The organism is Rhizobium sp. J15, assembly GCF_002531825.1.
In the GTDB taxonomy this organism is placed as follows: domain Bacteria; phylum Pseudomonadota; class Alphaproteobacteria; order Rhizobiales; family Rhizobiaceae; genus Rhizobium.
Genome location: NZ_NWSX01000003.1, coordinates 128,612 through 153,633 on the forward strand (window position 1 = coordinate 128,612; position 25,022 = coordinate 153,633).

A 25,022-nucleotide genomic window follows, 5' to 3' on the forward strand; every position below is an offset into this window, starting at 1 on the left:
ACGCGGCAAATCCCTTGATCAGGGCCGCCGTCTCCGAACCACCAGCAACAGCGCCAACACAAAGCTGAGCAGGCCGAGGGAGAAGGGTAGGCCGTGATGCCCAACCGCTTGCATCGCCAAGCCCGCGGCGGGCGAGCCGACGATGCCGCCAATGCCCCAGGCAAACGCGAAAGCCGCGTTGCCGGCGATGAGGGCCTGACCGGTGAAGCGCTCGCCGAGCTGGATCAGCGACAGTGTGTAGATCCCGAACGAAACCCCGCCCCAGATAAAAATCAGCGGCCAGATGAGCCATATATCGAAGGTGAGCGGCAGTAGAAGGCATGAGGTCAGGCAAGCGAGGACACAGAACAGCATGGTCCGTGTTGCGCCCCATTGCTCGGCAATGCGTCCGAGGAGGATCTGCAGCATGGCATTGCCGGCGATGAAACAGGTGATAAGCGAAGCGATGCGCTCTTCGGCGCTGTCGAACGCGGCGCCATAGACCGCAAACAGCGAAAGCAGGATCTGCTCGAAGGCAGCGGCGGTGAAGACCGCAAACAGCAGAGGCGGCGCCTGTGCGAGGAAGCCGCCGACGGATGATGCCCTGCCGTCCTCTGGAATATCCGGCAGGCGCCGGGAGACCGCGAGCACAACCAGGCCGCAGAGAACGAATGCGGCAATGCCGATCAGGAAGGGCGGCCAACCCTCGGTGCCGACAAGGCGGAGCGATAGCGGGCCGAGAGCGAAGCCCGCCGAAACGATCGACGAATAGAGGCCCATGATGCGGCCCCGGCGTGATGCCGGCGTGATCGAGATCAGCCAGGTTTCGCTGACGACGTAGAGCGGATTGGCAAAGAAACCGAGGAGGAAACGCAGCGGCATCCACACCAGGGTGTCCCTTGTGCAGGCAATCGCGACCAGGGCGAGGGCGGCGAGCATCGAACAGGCAATCGCCAGCCGTGCGCCGCCCAGGCGCCGCGAAAGCGCCGGAATGAACGGCGCGGACAGGATGAAACCCAGCGGCGTCATCGCCGCCGACACGCCGATCAGACTTGATGCCGTTCCCTGCCGCTCCAGGATGAAACTGAGCAGCGGGTAGGTCAGCCCTTGGGCAACAGCGAACACCGTCACGGTGGCGATGATCCCGGCCATCGCAGCCCATGCGATCCGCTCCTCTCTCGGCGATGTCATGCTTGCGGCAGTCATGCTGATATCCTCGGGATGATAGGAGGGGCAGAGCCCTCGGCCTGCGAGAGGATGGATTTTGCGGAAGACAGGGGGCGGCGTAATTAAGCGCTTCCAAAAAGTTCTCAAAAACTTCCAAACGGACTATAGATCCGCTTATGCAGGGATCGCGTCTTGCCTTTGGTCCGTTCGTGCTTGATCCGGATGCGGGGACGCTCCTTCGGAACGATGAGCCCGTTGCCATAGGCCATCGCGGCATAAAGTTGCTCGTGGCGCTTGTCGAACGCCCTGGTGAAATTCTCGGCAAAGCAGAGCTGATGGATGCCGCCTGGCCGGACATGGCGGTCGAGGAGGGCAATCTCACCGTCCAGATCGCGCAGCTGCGCAAACTGCTTGGGCCGGCCGCCGGCGGCGGCGAATGGATCACCACGGTTCCGCGCATCGGCTACCGCTTTACGGGCGCCACACATCAGCTCCCCGGCGCAAAGCGAAAAACTCTGCCGCTGCCGGACAAGCCGTCGATCGCCGTGCTGCCCTTCCTGAATATCAGCAATGATCCGGAGCAGGGATCTTTCGCGGACGGGCTGACGGAAGACCTGATCGCCGACCTCTCCAGGGTACCGGGTCTCTTCGTCATCGCCCGCAATTCGGCCTTTGCCTACAAGGGAAAGGCGATGGATGTGCGCGCGATCGCCGAGGAGCTTGGCGTGCGCTACCTGCTGGAAGGCAGTGCAAGGCGCGCCGCGGGGCGCGTCCGCATCAACGCCCAGCTGGTCGACGCGATGAGCGGCGATCACCTATGGGCCGAACGCTTCGATCGCAGCCTGGACGATATCTTCGCCGTTCAGGACGAGGTGACGGCCAAGATCGTCGAGGCCTTGCTCGGCCGGCTGCGCGCGCCGCCGCCGCGCAATCGGCCGAAGAGCGTCGAGGCTTACGATCTCTGCGTGCGGGCGCGCAAGCTGATGGACGATGCCCCGCAGGCGGCGCAGGAAGCGCATCTGCTGCTGACGCGGGCGATTTCCTTGGATCCCGATTATGCCGAGGCCTATCGCTGGCTTGCCATGAACCACTGGATGGGGTGGGTCCATAGCGGCGGACCAACGGATGCGACCCGACGCCTCGCCCTGGAATTGGCGCGCAAGGCCGTGGCGATCGATCCCAGCGACGCCGGCTGCCGCTGGGTTCTGGCCTACCTGCTTGCCTATGAGCGCAGCTTCGCCGAGGCGGATGCGGAATTCGCCCGGGCGATCGAACTCGACCCGAACGAGGCCGATACCTTCGCGGCACTGTCCGATATCACGGTCTTGGCCGGACGGGTCGAGGAGGCGCTTGAGCACATTCGCAAGGCGTTCCGGCTGAACCCGTTCCCGGCAAGCTGGTACTATCTGACGCTCGGTCAGGCGCAATATGCCGCAGGGCAATACGAAGCCGCGGTCGAAACGCTTCGCAGCGAAGAGACCTATCGCACGAGCTCGCGCCGCTTCCTGGCGGCAAGCCTCGCCCAACTCGGCCGGCTCGACGAGGCGCGCGCCGAGGCCGAGTTGTTCCTTGTCGCCAATCCGCAATTTTCGGCCCGCCACTGGGCTGAGACGGAACCATTCCGCGACGCTCGGACGCTCGAACATTTCGTCGACGGCTATCGCAAAGCCGGTCTTCCGGAATAGAAACTCCGAGCCTGGCCCAGCAAACGATAGTCAGTGCCAGACCGCCATGTTCGACGCTGCCGACATCACCTCCCGAGGGGCGGGGGCGCCGAACATATGGCGGCCTCCGTCTTCGACTTCAGTGAAAGACCACCGCACGACTCCATCGCGGTCGAGCAGGAATTCACCAACGAGTTGTCCTTCGCCGGTGGCGATCATCTTCATGTCATCCTCGGTGAATTCATAGCCGTCCGCCCTATCGAGGTATTCCACCGCCGCCGGCAGGTCCATGGGTGCTGGAAGCTCGCCGGGCATGTCGATGCGCGTCGACATCATCGTGCTCCTGCTGACTTTACGCGGCCAGTCATTCTCGGTTTCGGTCATCTGAAGCATCGGCAGGCCGAAGGCCCTGTGCGATACCCGTTCCGGGTCGGAGGCCGCCAGCAGATTGGGAAGCGGGTGGTAGCGGAAATAGAGACGGGCGCGTTCGATGGGCGTATTGACGACGGTCAGGCTGTCGATGCCTTTCTCCTGCAACGCATCGGTAAGTTCGGCCATGGCGGCGATCTGCCGGCGGCAGAAGGGGCAATGCAATCCGCGGAACAGGCCGACGAACACCGGCTTCTGGCCGCGAAAATCGTCGATGGCGATCTTGCCCTGACGGGTGATCGCATCCAGCACCACATTCGGCGCGCGATCCCCAGGCTGTAGTGGTCTATCGGCGTGGTTCTCCTGCATTGTTCGTTCCTCCCTTTATCTATCTGAATCGCTTGATCTAATCGATATCGATCGAACATCGCGGCGAGGGTGCTCAATCGAGAAACGGCAAGACGACGAGTGTGCCGGGGTCGAGGTTGTGGCGCATGCACACATCCTGTGCCAGCGTGAAATACCGTTCCGCCTCGTCCATGTCGTCATGTTCGAGGCTCAGCGTCGCCAGGCCATCATAACACGGAAAGAGCAGTTGCGGCTCGTCAATTTCCTTCGCAAGCTCAAGGGCTTCCTCGTAATACTTACGAGCTAGCTTCGGCTGTCCGTGGCATTGATGAATCTGCCCGAGGACAATCAGCGGCACGGAGAGATGGTCGCGCTGATCAAGCGCCCGGTCGATCTCGGCGGCCTTCTCCGCCGCCGGCACGCCCTCCGCGGCGCAGCGGTCGGTGAAGGTGCAGCAGGAAACCGCGAGATTGGCGAGAAGGCGCGCCTGGAAGCCGAGATCGCCAATACGGGTGGCGACCTCCAGTCCGCGCCGGCAGATCCTGATGGCGGTGGCCGGATCGACGATCGTGTAGAGCACGCCGAGATTGGAATAGGCGCGGCAGGCAGCACTTTGCAGATCGGCCTTTTCGGCGACGGAAAGGCTGCGCTCCACCTCCTGCACCGCCTCGCGGCGGCGTCCGAGCCGTGCAAAGGCGGCGCCCTTGGTGTTCAGCGCCTCCGCCATCGCCCGCGCGGTCTCCCGTCCGGCCTCCGTCGTTGCGTCGATCGGCAGCGTTTGCAGGCATTGCAGCGCCTGCGTCGCCCATTCGGCGGCCGCGGCCTGATCTCCCATGCGGAAGGCCAGATGGCCGCGCTCCTGCAGGACATGCGCACGCTCGACCGGCGCATCGATCGTCGCGATCATCGCTTCGGCCTCGGCGCAATGCGTCTCCGCCTGATCGCGGCGGCCCGCATCGAGGTGCAAGCGGCCGATCTTGCGCAATATCCTCGCCGCCGCGATCGGGTCGTCCTTGCTGCGGTGGATCGCGAGCGCGCGCTGATAGTGGTTCAGCGCGGCCTCGCGCAGGCCTGCGGGACCGCAGAGATCGGCAAGACGTTCGAGCAGGGCCAATTGCTCCGGGGGCGCCTTCGCCTCGTCGGCGAAGGCCGCAAGCGCCTGACGGTAGAGCCGCATTGCATCGTCATTGGCGTAGGCCTTGCGCGCCAGATCGCCGGCCGCCATCAGATAGGCCGCCCCCTTGGCCTTTTCGGTGGTCAGGCTGAAGTGGTGGCCGAGCTGCGCCAGATGCTCGGGCCGGTCGGGCGCTTCGCCATATTGACGCTCCAGAACCTGGCCGACCCGCCGATGGAGCTCCATGCGCCGCTGCTGGAGGAGATTGTGGTAGATGACGTCGTGCATCAGCGTCTGGCTGAAGCGATAGCCGCGTGACTGACCGGCGCTGGGGCCGCGCAATTCCTCGATGATGTTGGCATCGCAGAGATAATCCAAAGCGGCGTCGATGGCGGCCGGATCGGTTACGACGGTGCGGAGCAGGGCGGTGTCGAATTTCGGGCCGACCACCGCCGCCTCCTGGGCCAACCGTCTTATCTCCTGCGGCAGACGATCGACGCGGGCAAGAAGCAGGGCATGCAGATTGACCGGTATATCGACATCCGTGTCCTCGGCTGCAACATGCCAGCGCTGACCGTCATTGCGCAGCGTGCCCATGTCGATCAGCCCTCGAAGGAATTCTTCGATGAAAAGCGGATTGCCGCCGGCGCGCTCGAGGATGCGCCTGCGCATCGCAACCGGCAGCTTGGCATGGCTCTCGCCGAAAAAGGCGGCGAGCAGCTTCTGCCCGTCGGCCGCTGCGAGCGGGCCGAGACGCTGTACGGTGACGCTGACGCGATCGGAATTCAGCGGGTCGGTTTGCGATGTCGTCCGGTAGATCGCCAGCAGCATCAGCCGGCTGCGCTCCAGCCGGTCCATCATGAAGCGAAGCACTTCTAGCGAGGCGGCGTCCGCCCAATGCAGGTCCTCGATGACGAGCAGCAGAGGGCCTTGCGCCAGCCGCCGCTCGAAGACGGTACGAACCGCATAGAAGATCTGCCGCCGCAATTGCTCCGGCTCGATGTGCCGCAGCGTGCCATCGGGATCGCCGAGGCCGAGGACATGCAGGAAGAGCGGCAAAAGTCCCTCGACGTCCTCCTGGGTGAGATCGAGCGCACGAAAGCCGGTCGCCAGCAATTGCCGCGTCCTGTCGGGATCGTCCCGCTCGCTGATGCCGTAGGCACTGCGCACGACGGCAGCGAGCGTACCGTAGGACTGTTCGCCGAGGGGGGAGCAGGTGGCTTTACGGATGGCGAGGCCCGGAAAGCGGCCGGTATCGCCGGCGATCGTCACGAATTCATTCGCCAGCCGTGATTTGCCGATGCCCGCTTCGCCGATCAGGCGGACAAGCTGCGCCGCGCCGCCGCAGGCAAGATCGAGGCATGCGAGCAGCCGCGTGAGCTCCGCGTCTCGCCCGATCATCGGCGCCTGAAGGCCGAAACTTTCGAGCCCGCGGGCCGTATGCGGCGCTTCCAGAAGCCCCGTCAGCCGATGGACGAGAACGTTGCCGCTTTTGCCGCGCAGCGTCTGCGCGCCGAGACTGTCGAAGGCAAAGGCATGGCGGGTGAGGCGGTAGGTCAGCGGCCCGACGAGGATATCGTTTTCGCCGGCCATCGATTGCAGCCGCTGTGCGGTATTCACCGTGTCGCCGGTCACCGAGTAGGATTTTGTGCTGACCGCACCGAAGCCGCCGGTGACGACGGGGCCGCTGTTGACGCCGATATGCAGGCGCAGCGGCACGCCGGCGCGCGTATGCCAGCGCTTGCCGACCTGACTGGCCCGGTCGATCATGTCGAGGGCGGCACTCAGCGCCCGCACCGGATCGTCCTCATGGGCGACCGGCGCACCGAACAGCGCCAGCAGCGCATCGCCGACGAACTTGTCGACGAAGCCGCCATAGGCCTCGACCGCCTGCGTCATCTCTTCGAACAATTCGTTCTGCAGCACCCGCATGACCTCGGGATCGATCTGTTCGCTCAGCGTCGTGAAGCCGCAGAGATCGGCAAAGAGCACGGTTACCGGCCGACGGTCGGCATCGCCGTCCGAGCTGGGCTGTAGCGTGACTATGTTCGGCTTCGATGCAGGTTGGACTTTGCCTGATATCGAAGCGCCGCATCTTGGGCAGAAAGCGAAATCGGGCTGGCAGGGGTAGCCGCAGGCAGCACAGGAGAGCGGTTGCCTTGCGCCGCACCGCGGACAGAAAGCAAAATCGCTCTGAATATCGAAACCGCAGCCGGCACACTCCATCGGACGCGTCTCACGAAACCCGATGCGTTGCGCAATTTCAGCCGCAACCAGTGGGCCTCAACGGAGACCAGCATGAACCTGCTGCCTCGCGCCCGCAAGCATTAAACGAGCGGCCGATCGACGCCGGGGCTTGGATGCCGCCTCGACCTCTCCTTTCAGGCAACTTCTCTTGCTTGTTACGGCCGCGTTGCGCGCGAGGAAACCACCTGCGGCTGCAATTGTGAGAAAAAGCAATCGCGTGCGGAACAAGTCCACGCTGTCCGCGTTGTCGCTCTTCGGTGTTAAGAAGAGGAGGATTTCATGCCTACGTTCGCAGCGACGCAGGTGACGCCACCTGATGAACACGTCGTTACAGCCCGCGAGGCTCTCGAGCCGCTGTACGAGAAGCTGGAAATGCAGACGGAGTCGACGCTTCTTGCCGCTGCCGTGGAGGCTGGGTGGCCTCCCGAAGAGGCGACGAAGGCCTTGGCGACCCTCAGACTATATGATGCGCTGTCGACACTCGGGCGGACAATCTGACCGCGCCACAGGTTTGACGCCAAAGAGGATTCGGCCCGACGCGGACTGCAAGGGAAGGGCGGGGCGGTGAGGACGCGCTTTCGCCTCCGCTATCGAAAATCGGCAATGACGATGTATGGGAGCAGGGTGGTTCAGCGATCGGCCTGCCTCTGGAAGTCCCCTTCCTTCATCCGGCAAAATTCGATCAGCTGTTCCGAGGTCATTGGCCGCGCGAGAGCGTAACCTTGCAGCAGATGGCAGCCGAGATCTTTCAGGATCCGCGCATGCTCCATCGTCTCCACGCCCTCGGCAACGATATCGATGTTCAGCGAGCGGCCGATTTCGACAATGGAGGAGACCAGGCGGCGTTGAGATGGAGACGCGATAATCGGCTTGATGATCTCCCGATCGATCTTCAGTCTTCGTGGCTCAAATCTAAGCAGGCTGACGATACTGGCATGTTCGGTGCCGAAATCATCGATCTCGATTTCAATGCCAAGCGCTTTGACTGCCGGAATTATCTCGGTGAGGGCAGGCTGAAGATCGTCGAAGGAGATCGTCTCGAGCAGCTCGAAACACAGGCGGCCTTTCGCAATGGGAAGCTCGGACAGCTCGGCAAGCAGATTGGTCTGCGCCAGCCGCCGGGCTGAAATATTGACCGAGACGTGGGGGATCTGCATCCCCCAGGCCGTCCCATCTCGTAAGCTCGAACAGGGCCTTTTGCAGGATCAGCGTGTCCATATCGCCGGTACGTCCCAGCTTTTCCGCGACCTCCAGAAAGCTGTTCGGGCCGAGCAGGCCTTTTCGCGGGTGATCCCACCGGGCAAGCGCCTCGACGCCTGAAATAGCCAATGTATTGGCGTCGAATTGCGGCTGGAAATATGCAACGAGTTCATCACGGTCGAGCGCTCGATCGAATTCGTCCGCCAGTTCTTTCGACTGGATAGCCGCGCTGCGGAGTTCCTCGGTGAAAATGGCCGCCCGGCCGCGGCCCGTCTTCTTCGCCTCGTAGAGGGCCAGATCGGCATTCAGAAGCAATTGGCCGAGCTCGCGCCCGTGAGCAGGGTCGGTCTCCCAAGCGACACCGACACTTGCTCCGACCACCCACTCCGTCCCTTCAACGAGGAGGGGCTGCTCGAGCGCATCGACAATCTGTTTGGCCAACTCGGTTGCTTTGGGTGCGGGATCGGCGCTCCAGCTGGCGAAGATGAATTCATCACCGCCGATCCGGGCCGCTACATCGTGTGGGCCGGCCAGGTCGGCAAGGCGCGAAGCCGTTGCCTGCAAGACCATGTCACCCCCGGCATGCCCTTTAGTGTCGTTGATCTCTTTGAATCGATCGAGGTCGATATGAATGAGGATCAGACAATCTTCTGGAGCCGGTCTCGGCGGCTGCAGGATCATCTGATCGACGAAGCGCCGGTTTGGAAGCCCCGTCAATGCGTCGTGTAGGGACAGATATTCCAGCCTCTGCCGCGCCCGAACGAGCTTTTCCTTATGAAGGCGAAGCTTTTCGATGGTTCTCTGGCGCGATTTTGTCAGGAAGCCGACCCAGATGATCGGCGCGACGACACAGAATGACAGCAGGCTCGCATAGAACTCAAAGACGCCAATCCCGCTATTCTGGCCCCATCCGTGCTTCGGCACCGCGATGAGGGTCCATCGGCCATATGTCATGTCGATGAACGTGACGACCGGCTGCTTCGAAAAGGTGTCCAAGGCGCCGAAAAATACCTGTTTGGGCGAGTTTGGCTCCGGTACGGTGCTGATGGCAACCTCAAGCTCGCTCGATCCAAGGCCGCTATCGCCATAAAGCCTTGGAATATCTATGATTCCAGAAAGCAGCCCCCAAAATTTCTGGCCTTTTCCGTCATTGATGTAAACCGGGCACCTGACGACGAAACCGGTTCCGCCTTGGACGAGCTCCACGGGGCCTGTCAGAACGATATTGTGGGTGTTGCGCGCCAGCATGGCGGCAGCCCGTTGCTTCTCGTTCGTCCGGTAGTCGAGCCCGATGGCTTTTTCGTTTCCTTTTTCCGGATAAACCCACCTGACGACCATGTCCGGCGCCGCGGCGAAGCTCCGCAATTGTGAATCGGGCTGCAGGATCTGCGCGGCAAGTTTGGAAAAAGCCTCTTGGCCCATCTCGGGATCGACCGCGATACCAGCCGCCAAGCCTTGCAGCAGCTTCACATCGCTGTTGAGGTTCGTCTGAAGCCGAGATGATATGGTGGCAAGCTCACCGGCGACAACCGAACGTTCATTGGCCAGCGATCGTTCGAGCCGCCAGTTCGTTGCAATGCAGACGACGATTATCGCAATGATTGCCGCAAAGATCGCCGGAGCAAATGCGCCTGTATGGTGCTCGCCGGTATCGATGACAAGCCCGTATCCTTGCACAGCTTCTTTAAAGCAACGCTAAAACAACGGGGAGGGTCAGTTGCGGACAGCATCAGGAGACTCCAAAAGCTCCAACGGGAAGGCGTTCTGTACGGGCATGTTGCACTTCAAATTAGAACGTACCCCGGCTACATCAAAATATCGCATAAGATAGATTATGGAACGCCAGCCCATGCCAGATAGGTCAGTGTTTACAGCATTCTGCCCTGAACTGGCCGGCCGACTGTGCCGAATTCTTTCCCTTGTCATCCGCATCGGAAGCCACATTCGATGCGCGCGACTTGTCACCGCCGTCTGGCATCCGAGATATGCCCCGCCAAGCCGGCAAGCACGACGCCGAGCGGAAGGCTTCGGATGATCCTGGCTGCAACGAAGGCCGCGCCCGTGGCCAGAGCAAGCTTTGCCCAGGGATAGTCTCCGAGCTGGACGTGAGCGTTTGCATCGATCGATGTCGCCTTGGCTTTCAGCGCTGCTTCCGCATCTTCGCGCAGCATGCCGATGCGGGCGCGCAGCAGTCTTACCTCGTGCCGCAAAGCGGTCAGGCTCTCGTCGGCGTTGTCGCGCGCGGCATCGGCAAAAGGCGGCTCGCCTTCGGCAATCAATTCGTCGGGATCGGGCGGAAGGCCGTGGCGGTTGATGGATGATTGCATGGACGTTTCCTCGAAAATGCGAGCAGGACGAATTGAGGCCCCGCGTTACCGCAGGGCCTCATGGAGATCAGTGATCGCGCCGGAAACCCTGGCTCTGCTGCGATCCGCCTTGTGACTGGGTCTGCGACCGCCGATCGGCATCGCTCGAAGGCGCCGAGCCGGTAAAGGTATAGGCACGCACCTTGGCGCTTCCATGCGTGGTATCGCGCGTGGCGACCGGACGCGGATCCTCGAATGCGCTCTCCGATACGGCGAGATTTTCCGAGGCTTTGCCGCCATGGGCCGACCCGGCATAGCCGGTGTTCGAAGCGCCCTGGAATGCGCCTTCCGACGACCAGAGATCCGCCCGCTCATCCATGTCGATGCTGCCTTCATCGTCCAGGATATCGTGGACGGTCTCATAGAGCGCGTCGTCGATATCATTGACCTGGACAAGGAAACCGCCTCGCCGCAGCCCTTCGGCATAGACCGCGCGATCCTCGTCGGGAAAGAAGAAGTCTGCCAGCGCGCCAAAGAAGCCGCTGCGGTCGTCACTCATCGTGCCGGCTTTTTTTCCGTCGGCCTCATATCCCGGCAGCAGCCGTATCCGTGCAACCGGCACGCCGGCGTCTTCAAGACGCGAAACGGCGGACTCGGCTTCTGACCGGCTATCGAAAAATGCGGTAAGGCTGCTGCCGCCTGTCGGACCTGAAAAGGCCGGATTGGTATCGTTGTAAATGCTGCTCACGGGACTCTCCTCTCGATGTGCAGATCCAGCCGCCGATCGGACGTCTGGCTTCCTGACTCGAAAAACCGGCGGATGCGGTGAATGTTCCAAGGGCGCGGGCGATCAGCTGCCCTCGCCTTGGGTTCCATAATGTACCGAGCTCTCGTTCGGATATGAAGTCTCGTGGATTGCGCTGCCTGATGCGGGCCGTCAGCGGTTGACGTCAAACCTTCGAGGCGCTAGCACGCTTTCAACGTATCGGGGATAATTCATCATGGATTTCTTTTCGGCAGCCGCTATGACGGCTCTGCTGCAGGTCATTGCTATCGACCTCGTTCTCGCCGGCGACAACGCCGTGGTCATCGGTCTCGCAGCTGCGGGCCTTGAAGCTGCACAGCGCCGCAAGGCGATCATCGTCGGCATTCTGGCCGCGACGGTCCTGCGCATCCTCTTCGCCAGCGTCGCGGTTTATCTGCTGGCGATCGTCGGTCTGCTGCTGGCCGGCGGCCTGCTGCTGCTGTGGGTCTGCTGGAAGATGTGGCGCGAGCTTCGCGCCGGCCACGGCGAGCATCACGAATCGGCGAGCGCCCAGGGCGCGCCGAAAAAGACCTTCTTCCAGGCTGCGACCCAGATCGTCATCGCCGACGTTTCGATGTCGCTCGACAACGTGCTCGCCGTTGCCGGCGCGGCGCGCGAACATCCGAGCGTTCTGATCATCGGTCTCGGCCTGTCGATCGCGCTGATGGGCCTTGCCGCAAACCTGATCGCACGGTTGCTCAACAACCACCGCTGGATTGCCTATGTCGGCCTGCTGATCATCCTCTACGTCTCGCTCGACATGATCTATCGCGGTGCCGTCGAGATTATGCCCTACGTTTAAACAGCGAGCTGACGCTCGCATGACGCAACGGGGCTGACGCCCCGTGCGTCTTGCTGCGGGCCGATGCCCCTACGCGATGTCGTAGATTCAGCCCTCGGTCCTGAACTCGGTCTCGAAGCTCATCTGATCATAAGCCGGCACCACATGGTCCGGCGTCTGCGCCATCACCGCGTCGTAGTCGAGCGGCGTGTGCATGTGCGTGAGGATCGCCCGTTTCGGTTTCAGTCGGCCGATCCAGTCGAGCGACTGTTCCAGCGACAGATGGCTGGGATGGTAGGTGTACTGCAGCGCATCGATGATCAGCACGTCGAGATTTTGAAGCTTCTCGACCGTCTGCGGCGGGAAGTCGCTGATATCGCTGCAATAAGCGACATCGCCGATCCGGAAACCGAGCGAGTGAATATCCCCGTGCTGCTGAATGTGGGGATGAAATTTTATCCTGCCGCCGGGACCACGGATTTCGACGGGTTCATCGAGGTTTTCGATGACGATAGGCAGCACGATCGGCGGATAGTTGCTGCCGGGCGGCGTTTCCAGGCAATAGCCGAAGGCATCTCGCAACCTGTCCATCGTAAATTGGTCGGCAAAGATCGGCACGCGCCGGCGCGTATTGTGAAAATAGCCGCGCAGATCGTCGATGCCATGGATATGATCGGCATGCGGATGGCTGTAGAGCACGGCATCGACATGGTCGGCCCTTGCCCTGATCATCTGCTCGCGAAAATCCGGTCCGGTATCGATGACGACGGTCGTCACGCCGCCGTCAGGCCCGAATTGCTGCACCATGAAGGAGGCGCGCGTGCGTCGGTTCTTTGGATTGTCGGGATTGCAGGCGCCCCAGTCGCCGGTAATTCGCGGGACGCCCGGTGACGACGAACAGCCGAGGATGGTGAAACGCCGCCGATAGAGCACGCGCTAGATCCTCGGCATCTTCGAGAACAGTCGGAAAGCGTTTTCCGTCGTGATCCGCGCGACGTCGGCATAGGAAAGGCCGATCGTATCGGCGAGCACTTCCGCCGTGTTCACCACATAAGACGGCTCGTTGCGCTTGCCGCGCCAGCGCTTCGGCGCGAGATAAGGCGCATCGGTCTCCACCAGCAGCCGCTCATGCGGGATGGTCTTGGCGATATCGCGCAGCTCTTCCGATTTCGGGAAGGTCAGGATGCCCGAGAAAGAGATATAACCGCCGAGCTCGACGCCGGTCCTCGCCAGTTCGGTGCCAGCCGAGAAGCAGTGAAGAATGAAGGGGAAGGCCCCCTTCCCTGTCTCCTCGGTCAGGATATCGGCCATGTCTTCGTCGGCGCTGCGGCTGTGGATGACGAGCGGAAGCTGCGTCTCGCGGGCCGCGGCAATATGCCGGCGAAAGCCGGTCTGCTGGTCCTCGGGCTTCTGCGTATCGTAGAAGTAATCGAGGCCGGCCTCGCCGATCGCAACCACCTTTTCATGGGCATTGGCGAGACGCACCAGATCGTCCGTCCGGATATCCAGCTCGTCGCCGGCATTGTTCGGATGCGTTCCGACCGAGCAGAAGACCGAAGGATATTTCTCGGTAATGGCGAGCAGCCCGTCGAGCTTGCGCACCCGCGTGCAGATCGTCACCATCTGCTTGACCCCGGCCTGATGGGCGCGCGCGACGATCTCGTCGCGCTCCGCCTCGAAGTCGGCGAAATCAAGATGGCAATGCGTATCGATCAGCACGGACTCAGGCCTCCGGAGCGACATAGCGCGGGAAGACCGGCGCAGGCGCTTCGAGCGCAGTCCCGGCAACGAGGCGGCCTGCTTCGCCGAGAGCGGCAAAGTCACGCTTGTCCTCGGGTGCCGCGACGAGGTCGAGCAGCTTGCCCGATGATTCCGGCATGAAGGGTTGCAGCAGGATCGCGATCTGCCGCACGACCTCAGCCGTGACGTAAAGCACGGTGCCCATGCGCGCCGGATCGGTCTTCTTCAGCGCCCACGGCGCCTGGCCGGCGAAGTAGCGGTCGGCCTCCGAAACGACAGCGATGATCGAGGCGAGCGCCCGGTGGATGAGCTGCTTGCCCATATCCTCGCGCGTCGAGGCATGCAGCGCGTCGGCCTGCGCCAGCATCGCCTTGTCCTCTTCGGTCAGCGGCCCGCATTCTGGAATCTTGCCGTCGCAGTTCTTGACGATCATCGACAGCGAGCGGCTGGCGAGGTTGCCGATACCATTGGCAAGGTCGGAATTGATGCGCGTGCCGATCGCCTCTTCGCTGTAGCTGCCGTCCTGGCCGAAGGAGACTTCGCGCAGGAAGAAATAGCGCACCTGGTCGAGGCCGAAGTGGTTCACGAGATTGACGGGATCGACGACGTTGCCGAGCGACTTCGACATCTTCTCGCCCTTGTTGAGCAGGAAGCCGTGGGCAAAGACGCGCTTCGGCAGCGGCAGCTTCGCCGACATCAGGAATGCAGGCCAATAAACCGCGTGGAAGCGGATGATATCCTTGCCGATGATGTGGACATCCGCCGGCCAGTATTTCGCCCTGGGACCGTTCCTGTCCTCGATGTAGCCCGTCGCGGTGATGTAGTTGGTGAGCGCGTCGACCCAGACATACATGACATGGGCCGGATCGTTCGGCACCTTGATGCCCCAGTCGAAGGTGGTGCGTGAGACCGAGAGATCCTTGAGGCCGGATTTGACGAAGGAGATCACCTCGTTGCGGCGTTCGGCCGGGCCGATGAAGTCGGGGTTCTCTTCGTAGTGTTTCAGCAGCTTGTCCTGGTACTCGGAAAGCTTGAAGAAGTAGCTTGCCTCTTCCACCCATTCGACGGGCGTGCCCTGCGGCCCGTAGCGCACGCCGTCAGCGCGCAGCTCGGTTTCGTTTTCCTGGTAATAGGCCTCGTCGCGCACCGAATACCAGCCGGCATAGCTGTCCTTGTAGATGTCGCCGCTATCTGCCATCAGGTTCCAGATGTTGCGCGATGTCTCGTGATGACGCTCCTGCGTGGTGCGGATGAAGTCATCGTTCGAGGCGTTGAGCAGCTTCGCCATTGCCTGGAATTCGCCGGAGTTGCGGTCGGCGAGCGCCTGAGGCGCAATTCCCTCGGCGCGCGCCGTCTGCTGCATCTTCTGGCCGTGTTCGTCGGTGCCGGTCAGGAAGAACACGTCCCGGCCGTCCAGGCGCTGGTAGCGCGCCATCGCATCCGTCGCGATCAGCTCGTAGGCATGGCCGATATGCGGCTTGCCATTGGGATAGGAAATCGCGGTGGTGATATAGAAAGGTGTCTTGTCTGTCATGGCGGCCAATGTCCGGCTTACTCTATATAAATGGTCAGCCGCTCTTAGCGCATGTCACCGTCAAGCGAAACCTCAACTTTCCAGTCGTCAATGATTTCCGGGACACGGGCTCGTGAACTTGACTCAGCTTCGCACGCAATCTACCCGTCTTGGAAAAGAGGGCGGGACAAGAACGAAGTGCCAGTTTTCACCTATCGGAATCGCCGTAGACGTGCGCCGTCGGAGACGCTTGATTGACGTTCGAGCCTCTCTATTCGCTTTCGGGCCTGGTTGTGGGGGCCCTTGTCGGCATCACCGGCGTTGGCGGCGGTTCGCTGATGACGCCGCTGCTGGTGCTTCTCTTCGGCGTCCATCCCGCCACCGCCGTCGGCACCGATCTCCTCTATGCGGCGATCACCAAGACGGCCGGCACCGCCGTTCACGGCATGCACGGGCGCGTTAACTGGAAGATCGTCGGCGGCCTGGCTGCCGGCAGCGTGCCGGCCGCCCTGCTGATGCTCTGGCTGCTGGCCGGCGTCGATCGCAAGAGCATCGGCGTAACGAACACCATCACCACCGCGCTCGGCTGGCTTCTCGTCATGACCGCGATCATGCTGGTCTTTCGAGGCCCGATACTCGAAATGGCGCGTCGCGCCATCGGTGACCGCACGCCGCCAAAGCCGGCGACCATCGTCGCCTTCACCGTCGTTCTGGGTTTTCTTCTCGGTGTCCTAGTCACCTTGACCTCGGTCGGCGCCGGCGCGCTCGGCGTGACCATTCTGCTGGTCCTCTATCCCAGGCTCGATGTGCGCGAGATCGTCGGTTCCGATATCGTCCACGCCGTGCCGCTGACCCTGATCGGCGGCATGGGGTACTGGTTCATCGGCGAGATAGACTGGTCGATGCTGTTTGCCCTGCTCATCGGCTCGATCCCCGGCATCATCGCCGGAAGCCTTCTGGCGCCGAAGCTGCACGAGCGCACCATCCGCATCGTCCTTGCCGTGACGCTGGCAGTCGTCGCATCGAAGCTGTTGATCGGCTGATCAGAGGCCCGGCTGCTTGATGTCGGAAAGAATGCTGATGATCGTCTGCTTGCGATCGAGATTGTAGGCATCGGAAACGGTCAGCCGTTCAGTGATCTCGGAATAGAGCCGTGCCAGCCGTTCGGCTGCCGCGATCTGTCCCTCTGCCGCTGCCGCGCGGGCGCGGTTCATGATGTCGTCGCCGATATGGCTGACGAAGAAATCGAAGATCGTGTCGCTTTCCTTGCCGGACAGGGCATCGGCCAATCGATGCATCGCCTTGCGCGCGGCCGGCCCTTCGGATGAAAGCATGTCGTCATAGGCGGCGATGATTTCGCCGCCGCCGTAGTTCAAGAGTTTCAGCGCTTCGCCGACGCTGCCCTTGGCGGCCGCAAGCACTGCCCCGCCCTCGCCCGATATGCCGAGGTGACCAAGGGCGGAAACGAGCGCGTCGTCGGCAAGCGGCGCCAGTTTCAGCGGCAGGCAGCGGGAGCGGATCGTCGGCAGCAGCCGTCCCGGCGCGTGCGAGAGCACCAGGAACAGCGCCCGCTTCGGCGGCTCTTCGAGGATTTTCAGGATGGCGTTGGCCGCATTGCGGTTCATGTCGTCGGCCGGGTCGATGATGACGATCCGCCAATTGCCGGTGCCGGAGGTCTGAGAGAAGAACTTGCCGGCGCGGCGCACCTCGTCGACCGTGATCGCCGATTTCACCTTGCCGGTCTTTTCGTCCACCGGCCGGGCAAGGTGCAGGAGATTGTGCGAAGCGCCGGAGACGATCTGCCGGCTGACGGCCGAGGCCGGGTCGGGATCGCCGATCGTCTCCGGCGCTGTTTGGGGATCGGGATGCGAGAGCACATGATTGGCGAAGCGGAAGGCGAGCGTCGCCTTGCCGATGCCTTCCGGTCCCTCGATCAGTATGGCGTGGTGGCCCTTGCCGGATCGGTAGGACTGGGCAAGAAATGCCTCCGCCTCCTCATGGCCGAACAGCCTGGTATTTTCCGCCGGCCAGATCGCGCCGTCGAGCAGTCCGGGCCTCTCCTCACTCATGGTGGGCGGCTTCCGGCGTGCGGGCATGGCCTGCGGGCGACGACCTCAACTGCCTGACGATCGCCAGGATCTCGGCGGCGATCGCCTCTTCCGTCTGCAGAGCATCGACGACGTGGCAGCGTTCCGGCTCGCGGGCGGCGATATCGAGAAAGGCTTCGCGCCGTTTCTCATGCGTTTCGAGCTGCTCTTTCTCGAAACGGTCGGGACCCACCGCCGCGGCGCGCTTCTGCGCCCGCTCCAGTCCGACCCTCGCGGGGATGTCGAGGATCACGGTGCAATCCGGCATGACGCCGTTGATGGCGACGCGCTGCAGCGTCTCGATGAAATCCGGCTCGAGATTGCCGGTGATGCCCTGATAGACGCGGGAAGAATCCATGAATCGATCGCAGAGTACGACCTTGCCTTCGGCAAGTGCGGGCCGGATCACTTCCTCTACGTGGTCATTGCGCGCTGCCGCAAACAGGATCGCCTCCATCCGCGTGCCGAACGCTTCGGCGGCGCCGGAAAGAAGCACATGGCGCACGGCCTCGGCGCCCGGCGATCCGCCCGGCTCCCGCGTCACCAGCACGTCGTGGCCTTCGCTCTTCAACGCCTCGGCGAGGCGGCGGATCTGCGTGGATTTCCCAGCGCCTTCCCCGCCTTCAAACGTAACGAACAATCCCGTACCGGACGACAATGACAGCTTCCCGCATTCCAGGCGCCATACGCGCCTCGTTCCTTCTATCTATCCGAAGATGCCAGAGAGGAAAACCTTTCGCCGCGGCGACATATTCACCTTTCCCGGTAAATCGCATCGGAAAGAAGGTGTTCAGCCGGGCGCGGACTTATCCCAGAGCCAGGAGAAGAACAGCGATTCGCCGAGTTCCAGCATGGCGTCGACGGCCCGGCTGCTGAGCGAGCCCTCCTCCACCGCCTGCACGGTATAGAGCGGCACTTCGCGGAGCAGCCGGCTGCCCGCGAAAATCCTCAGCGTGCCCGCCTGGTAATCCGGTTTGACCGGCGCCATCAGCGGCCAGCGATAGACGATGCGTGCCGAGAGCCGGTCTGGATTGCTGACTGGGATATAGACGCTGACCGGCGCCTTGGCGACGAGATCGACGGTGCGTGTTGTGCCGCCATAGACGCTGGCCGAGCCGATCACTTCCTTCTCGGCAAAGATCTGCCGGTTCTCGAAGGCCGTCAGTCCCCATTCGAGCACGCGCTTGGTTTCCTCCGTCCGTTCCTTGTCTGAGGCGATGCCGGCAAGCGCCAGAAACAGCCGCCTGCCGTCGCGCTCGACCGAGGCGACGATCGAATAGCCCTCGCCCTCGGCAAAGCCGGTCGCCAGCCCGTCGGCGCCGAGATCGAGACCGAGCAGCGGATTCCGGTTGCGCTGGAGGATCTTGTTCCACTCGAATTCCGGCTGCGCGAAATAGGGATAGAGGCTCGGATAGGATTGCTGCAGGGCGGCAGCGAGCACCACCATTTCGCGCGCCGTCACCTTGCTCTTGCCATCGGGAAGGCCGGTGGAATTGCCGAATACCGCCTTATCCATGCCGAGTTCGCGGGCGCGGCGGGTCATCGATTCGGCGAATTGCTGTTCGCTTCCCGCCATGCCTTCGGCCAGCACGATGCAGCCGTCATTGGCGCCCTGGATGGTAATGCCCTTCAGCAGGTCGTCGACGCGCACGTGCGATTTGAGCGCGGCAAACATCGTTGCCGTCCGCGACGGGGCGCCGCCCGTTCGCCAGGCATATTCCGAAACGGGATATTCGGTTTCGAGCGTGATCTGGCCCTTGGTCACCGCCTCGAAGGCGAGATCCACCGTCATCAGCTTGGCGAGCGAGGCCGGCGAAAAGCCCTGGTCCTCGTTCTTGGCGAGAAGCACCGTGCCGGTGGAGGCCTCGATCATGTAGGCCTGCGCGGCCTTCGTGGCAAATCCGCCAGCGCCGCCATCGGCCGCGAGCGCGCCGGTGGCCAGGGGTATCAGGCATGCAAAAAGGCGAAGCAAGGGCTTCAGCATCGCAATTTCCATCGATCGAGCGGCGGATTTCAGGAGGTTAGAGCGAGAGGGAATCCGTTGCAATTGCCATGCTTAGCGCGCCGCGGATTTTGCCTGCTGACGCTTGGTAGAGGCCAGGATCGACTGTTGCGTCAGCCCGTCATTGCGCACCATCACCGCGTCGAAGGCGAGATCGACCGTCACCGTCTTCACCGCCTCGTTCTGGTAGCCGAGCGCAAGCGAACCCTGACGCCCGCCATAGGGCCGCTCATAGGGCATGGGCCCGATCTCAGGCAGCACGACCATCTGTTCGAAGGCCGGAGCGCCATTGCCTGCGGACTGCGCGGACGGCGCGACCAGAACATTGGCAGGAGCGGCGAGCGCCGGCGCTGCATTGTAGCGCGCGCTCGGCGTCGAACCCGCATAAGAGGTCGCCGACATCGGCACCGGCACGTTGGCCGGCGTCTCGTAGCTGTCCGAGCTCTGCAGCTGGTCGCGCGTCATTTTGCGGCTGTTGGAGGCGACCATCACGCCGGTTGCGATCTGTCCCTCGGGATTGATTGCCGGAATGCGGCTGCCCTTCGGAACGTAGGATGCCATCAGATAAGGCATGTCATGGCCGTCCATACGAGCGCGGCCGACATATTGCACGCGCACCTTGCCGGTGCCGCTGTGCTGCAGATCCAGCATGTTGGCCGTCTTGTTGGAAAGGTCGATGATGCGTCCTTCGTGATAGGGACCGCGATCGTTGACGCGCACGATGATGGATGAGCCGTTCTCTACATTGGTGACGCGAGCATAGCTCGGCAGCGGGAAAGTCGGATGCGCGGCGGAGAGATGCATCTGGTCGTAGACCTCGCCGTTCGCCGTCAGGCGTCCATGAAAGGCCGAACCATACCAGGAAGCGATGCCGACCTTGCTATAGGAGAAGTCTTCCTTCGGATAATACCATTTACCCTTCACCACGTAAGGATTGCCGACCATGTAGCGGCCGCCGCCCTTCGGGATGTTGTTGCCGGTGGCGACCCGCGGGCTCGCCTTCACGCCATATTCGGATTCGGAAAAATATTCCTTGCCGTGGGCTTTCTTCTTCGGCACCGCCTGCGTCGTGCCGCACGCCGCAACCGTCGCACACATCGCCGATATCGCTAGCCACCGCGCTGCCGTTGCGAATGACGCCGCCCCGTAATCCAGTCTCATATGTCCCACGCCGCTCATATGGTTAAGGAACCCTGCCCGATAATGGGTCAATAGCGCCTTATCCCCACCCGCCTAACGAGACTTTAATCTTGTGAGCTTCGTGGCAAATTTACGAACGATTTCGCAGCGATAGCGCCAATTCCGATAATTATGGTTTATAAATTGCTAACAATAGGACCTGCGCCCTGCCCGTCCGCCGCTGCAATGAGGCCCGGAATTGCCGTGCCGATACGTGACACATATTAAACAGCCGAGGGGATTTGCGCGCTCAAAAAGGCCTTCGATCAAGGGTGCCGGTAGAGGTTGAGGGTTTCAGCCACTGGTAGTTTTCTTTTAAATCGATCGCTCTGAAGTTCTTGCTGGCCCGCCGCCGTATGGACGACGCTTCCCTTGCACCGTGTAGTTTGTTGCTTGACTCAAAGTGAAGTAGAAAGTTTAGTTGCGGGCGTTCGGGTGAAGCCCGGCGTCCTTTCCACGTTCATCTTCAGGGGGACGAGTCATGGCAAATCACAAACCAGCAGTGCCCAGCGTGTCGATCCGCGACTACTCGCCGACGGAAGCCATTGAAGGAAGCCTTCTCGACGGCGCATCGGATCCGGATGGCGATCTGCTTCAGGTTCAGTTCGTCAATGGGGTCAGAATTCCCAACAAGGCAGGTGAACCCGGATATCTGACCATCGAAGGCGAGCACGGCACGCTGACCATCTGGAGCAACGGCAGCTATAGTTACACGGTCACTGACCCGGGAAGCCTCGAGCCCGGTGGAGTCTTCTCCGAAAAATTCTCCTTTAAGGTCTCCGATGGAAAAGGCGGCACCGACGTCGCCAACTTTCACATCGCCGTCAACACGCCGCCGCAAGGGCTCTATTCGATCGATTTCGAAAATGCGCCGACGGAGTATCCCGGGCAGCCGGACATCGCTTCGGGTTACGCGGGCTTCAAGTTCGGCGACAAGGTCGACGGCAACCTTTGGGCGGTCGCAGAAGCCGGCGGTAACGAATACGTCGTCACCAATCCCTACAATCCCTTTTTCGACCGTGTCGACGGTAAGCTCTTCAAGGTAGAGGGCGTCGACGTCGCGACCGTTTTCGATCCCGGCTACGAAGGGGTCGATGCCCTCGTCACCTTCGAGGGTTACATCGATGGCAACAAGGTGAGCGAGATGACCGTCAAGGTCTATGGCGACACCATTGCCGACGGCCAGCATATTTCACTGGAAGCGCTGGGCGCAGTCGACTTCGTCCGCTTCGATATCGACCCGGACGTGGAGCCCACAGGCTTCCCGCAGCTCGCCTTCGACAACTTCACCGTCCTCGTCTGAGAACATCAGGCAAGCGGCCCGCAAAGCCGCTTCCTACCCCGAAGCAAGTGCTTCAGAACAAGTTGACGCTGCGGTCAAAGCTGCTACAAAGCCGGCCTGTGAGTGAATGGGTCGCACATCGGCGAAAACGCCGATCCAACGGAAATGCCGAAACGGAATTTCCTTGGGCGTCTCAATTTGCCTGGAAGAGTGTCCGAGTGGTTTAAGGAACCGGTCTTGAAAACCGGCGTGCGGGAAACCGTACCGTGGGTTCGAATCCCACCTCTTCCGCCATTTTGGCCGTATTTCTCCGATCGCGCCGTTTCAGCCCTCCAGCCGGGCTGCGTTCTCCGTCAGTATCTTTATCAATTGCTCCTTCACGATCTGGACCCTCGGCGTCCGGGCCGCTTGGTCCTGCACGAGAAGCCACAGATCGAGCGTTAGCCTGGGCACGTCTTCCAGCACCGGCACGAGATCGGTTCGGCAAGCGGCGAAACAAGGCAGGACCGCGATGCCGAGGCCGTTTTCCACCGCCGTCAGCTGCGCGGTGAACGAGCTGAGCCGCATCGCCGGCTGGCAATCGGCGAAAATCTCTTCCAGCCAGATCGACATCGAGAGATAACGCAGATCGTCGCTCCATCCGATCACCCGGTGGGAGTGGAGGTCGCGCTCGTTCGACGGCTTGCCATGTGTCTCCAGATAGCTGCGATTGATGTAGAAGCCGAATATGACCTTCCCCACCGTGCGCATGAGGTAGCTGCCTCGCTCGGGCGGCACGATCCGAAGGGCGATATCGGATTGCTGGGTCGCGAGCGCCGCCGGCCGGACGCTGGATCTGATGTCGAGCTGAATGCCGGGGTAATCCTGCATGAGGCCCCCGAGATTGGGGATGAGGATCTGCTGGCCCAGCAGTTCGGGCGCGTCGATGCGGACAGTGCCCGATACACTATCGCTGCTGTCTCTGGCCGACCTTTCGAACGCCTTTAAAGACGCTTCGGCCGTTTCTGCCGGCGCCAGAAGATCGATGCCTGCTTCGGTCAGCTCGTATCCGTCGAAGTGATGCCGAAACAGCGTCGACCCCAGTGCTTGCTCGAGCGCCGTTATTCGGCGCGACACGGTGGACGTGCTGACGCCCAGCCGGCGCGCTGCCGCGCTGAGCGACCTGGAGTTCGCGACGGCAAGAAAGAATTTCAGGTCATTCCAATCCATGAGGCTTTCCATTTTTGGAATGACGCTTGCCCAAAACGGCAGTCGTCTATTGTCGCCGATTTGATATCATCGGAGCAGAAACGGCAACAGGATGGTTGCAGGAGCGGCATCCTCCAATCCTTCGGTTTTCCAAATTTGCTACGCCCGGCGTTTTCGGCACCTATCCGAGAGCGCCGTGCTTCCGCAACAAGGCGCGAGGCAATTCTCATGATCGTTCAAGCTTGCATCAACGGCGCAAGGCCGAGCGATTTCCATCCGCACATTCCCCTGACGGTGGAAGCCATGGCGCGCGACGCTGCGGCTTCTGTCGCTGCCGGCGCTGCCGAACTTCACCTTCATCCGCGCGGCGCCGACGGCCAGGAAAGCCTCGCGGCTGTCGACGAAACCGTCAGCGCGATCCGCCGGGTCTGTCCGGGGACGCTGGTCGGCGTTTCCACGGGCGCCTGGATCGAGGGCGATCGGGAACGGACGCGGGAAGCCATCCGCCAATGGCTGGTATTGCCGGATTACGCGTCGGTGAACCTCTCCGAAGACGATGCGCCCGCTATAATGCAGCTGCTTCGCGACAGGGGCGTCGGGATCGAAGCCGGGCTGGCATCGGTCGCCGATGCCGAGCGCTATGTCAGCCTCGAAGACCACCAGCGGGTGCTTCGCGTGCTCATCGAACTCGATCACGAACAGGATTGGCAAAGGGCCCGCGCTGTTCAGGACGGCATTCTCGAGGTGCTCGAACGTGGCGGCGTGACCCGGCCCGTTCTTCTGCACGGCTTCGATGCAACGGTCTGGCCGTTCGTCGAATTGGCCCGCCAGCGGCGCTTTTCCACCCGCATCGGCCTGGAAGATGGCAAGCATCTTCCAGATGGAACCATCGCGAGCGGCAATGCCGCGCTGGTCGCCGCCGCCGTCGATATCTTCCTTGGCCGGCCGAACTGACCCGCCGCTTAATTCTTCTCTCGCGAGGCAGAGCATGACAACGAGAACAGATACTTTCCGATTTTCTGAATTCGGCCCGCCTGACGTCCTGCGCCAGGAAAGCATCGAGCTGGCCCTGCCCGCTGCCGGCGAAATCCAGATCCGGCATCTGGCGATCGGCGTGAATTACATCGACATCTATCACCGCAAAGGCGTCTTCGCGGCGCCGCTTCCCTTGCCGAGTGGGCTGGGCGTGGAAGGTGTCGGTATCGTCACCGCGCTTGGCGACGGCGTTAAAACCTTCAGTGTCGGCGACCGCGTGGCCTATGTCGGCGGACCCCCGAACGGTTATTCCACGCATCGAAACTTGCCTGCCGCGCGCGCTTTACCCGTGCCGGACGGGCTGGACGGCGAAACCGTCGCGGCTCTGGTTTTCAAGGGGTTGACCGTCGAGTACCTGATCCATCGCTGCGCGCCGGTGGCAAAAGGCGACGTCGTCCTCTTCCATGCCGCCGCAGGCGGGGTCGGATCGATCGCCTGCCAGTGGCTGAAGCATCTCGGAGCGACGGTGATCGGGACTGTCGGCTCGGAGGAAAAGGCCAGGATCGCGCATGCCAATGGATGCGATCACACGATCGTTTACACCAAGGAGGATTTCCAGGCCCGCGTGGCCGAGATCACCGACGGCAAGGGCGTGCGTATCGTCTACGATTCGGTCGGCGCCGACACGTTTGCCAAATCTCTGGATTGCCTGCGCCCCCGCGGTACTCTTGTCAGTTTCGGGGAAGCCTCCGGTCCGATTGCGGCTTTAAACATTGCGTCGCTGGGCGCAAAAGGATCGCTGTTCGTCACGCGTCCATCCATCGCCCATTACACGGCCGACCGCCGCGAATACGAGGCGGCCGCGAGCAATCTCTTCGGCGCCATCGAGGCCGGCATCGTCAAGGCGCCTGCTATATCGAGATACAGGCTCAGCGATGCGGTCAGAGTGCACGAAGATTTGGAAGCGCGCCGAACGCAAGGGTCTATCATTCTCATTCCGTGACATGGCCCGCCCAAGCGCGCAAAATCGGCGCTGCGCCATCTTCAAGGTCACTTTATATTTCAGGAAATGAAGA

At 62.0% G+C, this 25,022-nt stretch carries 21 protein-coding genes, 1 tRNA gene and 1 pseudogene; 8 read left to right on the forward strand and 15 right to left on the reverse strand.

What is annotated here, in order from left to right; translation table 11 throughout:
* Positions 1–18: 18 nt before the first annotated feature.
* Positions 19–1,185, reverse strand: coding sequence for an MFS transporter (locus tag CO670_RS04225; RefSeq protein ID WP_097589107.1), 1,167 nt, complete (start codon positions 1,183–1,185; stop codon positions 19–21).
* A 137-nt stretch (positions 1,186–1,322) separates the two neighbouring features.
* On the opposite strand from CO670_RS04225, the gene CO670_RS04230 reads away from it, so the two are divergent.
* A complete protein-coding gene (locus tag CO670_RS04230; protein ID WP_097589108.1) occupies positions 1,323–2,831 on the forward strand; it encodes a winged helix-turn-helix domain-containing tetratricopeptide repeat protein in 1,509 nt (502 codons plus the stop codon).
* 30 nt (positions 2,832–2,861) lie between these two features.
* Here the strand turns inward: CO670_RS04230 and CO670_RS04235 are convergent, their stop codons facing one another.
* Both CO670_RS04235 and CO670_RS04240 read right to left on the reverse strand, forming a co-directional pair.
* Positions 2,862–3,548: a peroxiredoxin-like family protein gene (locus tag CO670_RS04235; protein ID WP_097589109.1), complete on the reverse strand. Its 687-nt coding sequence runs from the start codon at positions 3,546–3,548 to the stop codon at positions 2,862–2,864.
* 73 nt (positions 3,549–3,621) lie between these two features.
* Positions 3,622–6,867 carry an adenylate/guanylate cyclase domain-containing protein gene (locus CO670_RS04240; protein ID WP_097589110.1) on the reverse strand — a complete coding sequence of 1,082 codons (3,246 nt, stop codon included), beginning with the start codon at positions 6,865–6,867 and terminating at the stop codon, positions 3,622–3,624.
* Positions 6,868–7,167: 300 nt separating this feature from the next.
* On the opposite strand from CO670_RS04240, the gene CO670_RS04245 reads away from it, so the two are divergent.
* Complete coding sequence (locus tag CO670_RS04245) at positions 7,168–7,386, forward strand: hypothetical protein (RefSeq protein ID WP_097589111.1); 219 nt, start codon at positions 7,168–7,170, stop codon at positions 7,384–7,386.
* 131 nt (positions 7,387–7,517) lie between these two features.
* Here CO670_RS04245 and CO670_RS33320 read toward each other — a convergent pair whose 3' ends face one another.
* The 4 genes and pseudogenes from CO670_RS33320 to CO670_RS04260 all read right to left on the reverse strand — a co-directional run bounded on the left by CO670_RS33320 (position 7,518) and on the right by CO670_RS04260 (position 11,142).
* Positions 7,518–8,045, reverse strand: coding sequence for an EAL domain-containing protein (locus tag CO670_RS33320; RefSeq protein WP_245425744.1), 528 nt, complete (start codon positions 8,043–8,045; stop codon positions 7,518–7,520).
* Positions 8,026–9,510 (reverse strand): annotated as a pseudogene (locus CO670_RS04250) (diguanylate cyclase); the annotation flags it as partial. The gene CO670_RS33320 and the pseudogene CO670_RS04250, both read right to left, overlap by 20 nt.
* Before the next feature lie 539 nt (positions 9,511–10,049).
* Positions 10,050–10,415 carry a hypothetical protein gene (locus CO670_RS04255; protein ID WP_097589112.1) on the reverse strand — a complete coding sequence of 122 codons (366 nt, stop codon included), beginning with the start codon at positions 10,413–10,415 and terminating at the stop codon, positions 10,050–10,052.
* 67 nt (positions 10,416–10,482) lie between these two features.
* Positions 10,483–11,142 carry a hypothetical protein gene (locus CO670_RS04260; protein ID WP_097589113.1) on the reverse strand — a complete coding sequence of 220 codons (660 nt, stop codon included), beginning with the start codon at positions 11,140–11,142 and terminating at the stop codon, positions 10,483–10,485.
* Positions 11,143–11,395: 253 nt separating this feature from the next.
* Between CO670_RS04260 and CO670_RS04265 the strand changes: the two genes are divergently transcribed.
* Complete coding sequence (locus tag CO670_RS04265) at positions 11,396–12,001, forward strand: TerC family protein (RefSeq protein WP_097589114.1); 606 nt, start codon at positions 11,396–11,398, stop codon at positions 11,999–12,001.
* A gap of 87 nt (positions 12,002–12,088) precedes the next feature.
* On the opposite strand, the gene CO670_RS04270 is transcribed toward CO670_RS04265, so the two are convergent.
* The 3 genes from CO670_RS04270 to metG are packed head-to-tail and all read right to left on the reverse strand — an operon-like array spanning position 12,089 to position 15,254.
* Complete coding sequence (locus CO670_RS04270; RefSeq protein ID WP_097589115.1) at positions 12,089–12,913, reverse strand: MBL fold metallo-hydrolase; 825 nt, start codon at positions 12,911–12,913, stop codon at positions 12,089–12,091.
* Between the two features lie 3 nt (positions 12,914–12,916).
* A complete protein-coding gene (locus CO670_RS04275) occupies positions 12,917–13,699 on the reverse strand; it encodes a TatD family hydrolase (protein ID WP_097589116.1) in 783 nt (260 codons plus the stop codon).
* Positions 13,700–13,703: 4 nt separating this feature from the next.
* Complete coding sequence (gene metG, locus CO670_RS04280) at positions 13,704–15,254, reverse strand: methionine--tRNA ligase (RefSeq protein ID WP_097589261.1); 1,551 nt, start codon at positions 15,252–15,254, stop codon at positions 13,704–13,706.
* 233 nt (positions 15,255–15,487) lie between these two features.
* On the opposite strand from metG, the gene CO670_RS04285 reads away from it, so the two are divergent.
* Positions 15,488–16,276 carry a sulfite exporter TauE/SafE family protein gene (locus CO670_RS04285; RefSeq protein WP_088674355.1) on the forward strand — a complete coding sequence of 263 codons (789 nt, stop codon included), beginning with the start codon at positions 15,488–15,490 and terminating at the stop codon, positions 16,274–16,276.
* Here the strand turns inward: CO670_RS04285 and CO670_RS04290 are convergent, their stop codons facing one another.
* From CO670_RS04290 to CO670_RS04305, 4 genes are all read right to left on the reverse strand, one after another.
* On the reverse strand, positions 16,277–17,302 hold the full coding sequence (locus CO670_RS04290) for a DNA polymerase III subunit delta' (RefSeq protein ID WP_097589117.1): 1,026 nt from the start codon (positions 17,300–17,302) through the stop codon (positions 16,277–16,279).
* Positions 17,295–17,978 (reverse strand): dTMP kinase, encoded by a 684-nt coding sequence (gene tmk, locus CO670_RS04295; protein WP_097589118.1) that lies wholly within the window; start codon positions 17,976–17,978, stop codon positions 17,295–17,297. The genes CO670_RS04290 and tmk overlap by 8 nt, the downstream gene beginning before the upstream one ends.
* Before the next feature lie 132 nt (positions 17,979–18,110).
* Positions 18,111–19,304 carry a D-alanyl-D-alanine carboxypeptidase family protein gene (locus tag CO670_RS04300; protein ID WP_097589262.1) on the reverse strand — a complete coding sequence of 398 codons (1,194 nt, stop codon included), beginning with the start codon at positions 19,302–19,304 and terminating at the stop codon, positions 18,111–18,113.
* Positions 19,305–19,376: 72 nt separating this feature from the next.
* A complete protein-coding gene (locus tag CO670_RS04305) occupies positions 19,377–20,483 on the reverse strand; it encodes a septal ring lytic transglycosylase RlpA family protein (RefSeq protein WP_097589119.1) in 1,107 nt (368 codons plus the stop codon).
* Between the two features lie 499 nt (positions 20,484–20,982).
* Here CO670_RS04305 and CO670_RS04310 point away from each other — a divergent pair, with 499 nt between their 5' ends.
* Both CO670_RS04310 and CO670_RS04315 read left to right on the forward strand, forming a co-directional pair.
* On the forward strand, positions 20,983–21,804 hold the full coding sequence (locus tag CO670_RS04310) for an Ig-like domain-containing protein (RefSeq protein ID WP_097589120.1): 822 nt from the start codon (positions 20,983–20,985) through the stop codon (positions 21,802–21,804).
* Positions 21,805–21,987: 183 nt separating this feature from the next.
* A tRNA-Ser gene (locus CO670_RS04315) sits at positions 21,988–22,077 on the forward strand.
* A gap of 30 nt (positions 22,078–22,107) precedes the next feature.
* On the opposite strand, the gene CO670_RS04320 is transcribed toward CO670_RS04315, so the two are convergent.
* Positions 22,108–22,992 carry a LysR family transcriptional regulator gene (locus CO670_RS04320; RefSeq protein WP_097589121.1) on the reverse strand — a complete coding sequence of 295 codons (885 nt, stop codon included), beginning with the start codon at positions 22,990–22,992 and terminating at the stop codon, positions 22,108–22,110.
* A 207-nt stretch (positions 22,993–23,199) separates the two neighbouring features.
* Here CO670_RS04320 and CO670_RS04325 point away from each other — a divergent pair, with 207 nt between their 5' ends.
* Together CO670_RS04325 and CO670_RS04330 are read left to right on the forward strand one after the other, a co-directional pair.
* Positions 23,200–23,925 (forward strand): 3-keto-5-aminohexanoate cleavage protein, encoded by a 726-nt coding sequence (locus CO670_RS04325; protein ID WP_097589122.1) that lies wholly within the window; start codon positions 23,200–23,202, stop codon positions 23,923–23,925.
* 34 nt (positions 23,926–23,959) lie between these two features.
* Positions 23,960–24,949 (forward strand): quinone oxidoreductase, encoded by a 990-nt coding sequence (locus CO670_RS04330; RefSeq protein WP_097589123.1) that lies wholly within the window; start codon positions 23,960–23,962, stop codon positions 24,947–24,949.
* Positions 24,950–25,022: the final 73 nt, after the last annotated feature.

Coding starts and splice junctions, on each gene's coding strand:
- CO670_RS04225 (WP_097589107.1), bottom strand. CDS start 1,185: ATGACTGCCGCAAGCATGACATCGCCGAGAGAGGAGCGGATCGCATGG.
- CO670_RS04230 (WP_097589108.1), top strand. CDS start 1,323: ATGCAGGGATCGCGTCTTGCCTTTGGTCCGTTCGTGCTTGATCCGGAT.
- CO670_RS04235 (WP_097589109.1), bottom strand. CDS start 3,548: ATGCAGGAGAACCACGCCGATAGACCACTACAGCCTGGGGATCGCGCG.
- CO670_RS04240 (WP_097589110.1), bottom strand. CDS start 6,867: ATGGAGTGTGCCGGCTGCGGTTTCGATATTCAGAGCGATTTTGCTTTC.
- CO670_RS04245 (WP_097589111.1), top strand. CDS start 7,168: ATGCCTACGTTCGCAGCGACGCAGGTGACGCCACCTGATGAACACGTC.
- CO670_RS33320 (WP_245425744.1), bottom strand. CDS start 8,045: ATGCAGATCCCCCACGTCTCGGTCAATATTTCAGCCCGGCGGCTGGCG.
- CO670_RS04255 (WP_097589112.1), bottom strand. CDS start 10,415: ATGCAATCATCCATCAACCGCCACGGCCTTCCGCCCGATCCCGACGAA.
- CO670_RS04265 (WP_097589114.1), top strand. CDS start 11,396: ATGGATTTCTTTTCGGCAGCCGCTATGACGGCTCTGCTGCAGGTCATT.
- metG (WP_097589261.1), bottom strand. CDS start 15,254: ATGACAGACAAGACACCTTTCTATATCACCACCGCGATTTCCTATCCC.
- CO670_RS04290 (WP_097589117.1), bottom strand. CDS start 17,302: ATGAGTGAGGAGAGGCCCGGACTGCTCGACGGCGCGATCTGGCCGGCG.
- CO670_RS04300 (WP_097589262.1), bottom strand. CDS start 19,304: ATGCTGAAGCCCTTGCTTCGCCTTTTTGCATGCCTGATACCCCTGGCC.
- CO670_RS04305 (WP_097589119.1), bottom strand. CDS start 20,483: ATGAGACTGGATTACGGGGCGGCGTCATTCGCAACGGCAGCGCGGTGG.
- CO670_RS04310 (WP_097589120.1), top strand. CDS start 20,983: ATGGCAAATCACAAACCAGCAGTGCCCAGCGTGTCGATCCGCGACTAC.
- CO670_RS04320 (WP_097589121.1), bottom strand. CDS start 22,992: ATGGATTGGAATGACCTGAAATTCTTTCTTGCCGTCGCGAACTCCAGG.
- CO670_RS04325 (WP_097589122.1), top strand. CDS start 23,200: ATGATCGTTCAAGCTTGCATCAACGGCGCAAGGCCGAGCGATTTCCAT.
- CO670_RS04330 (WP_097589123.1), top strand. CDS start 23,960: ATGACAACGAGAACAGATACTTTCCGATTTTCTGAATTCGGCCCGCCT.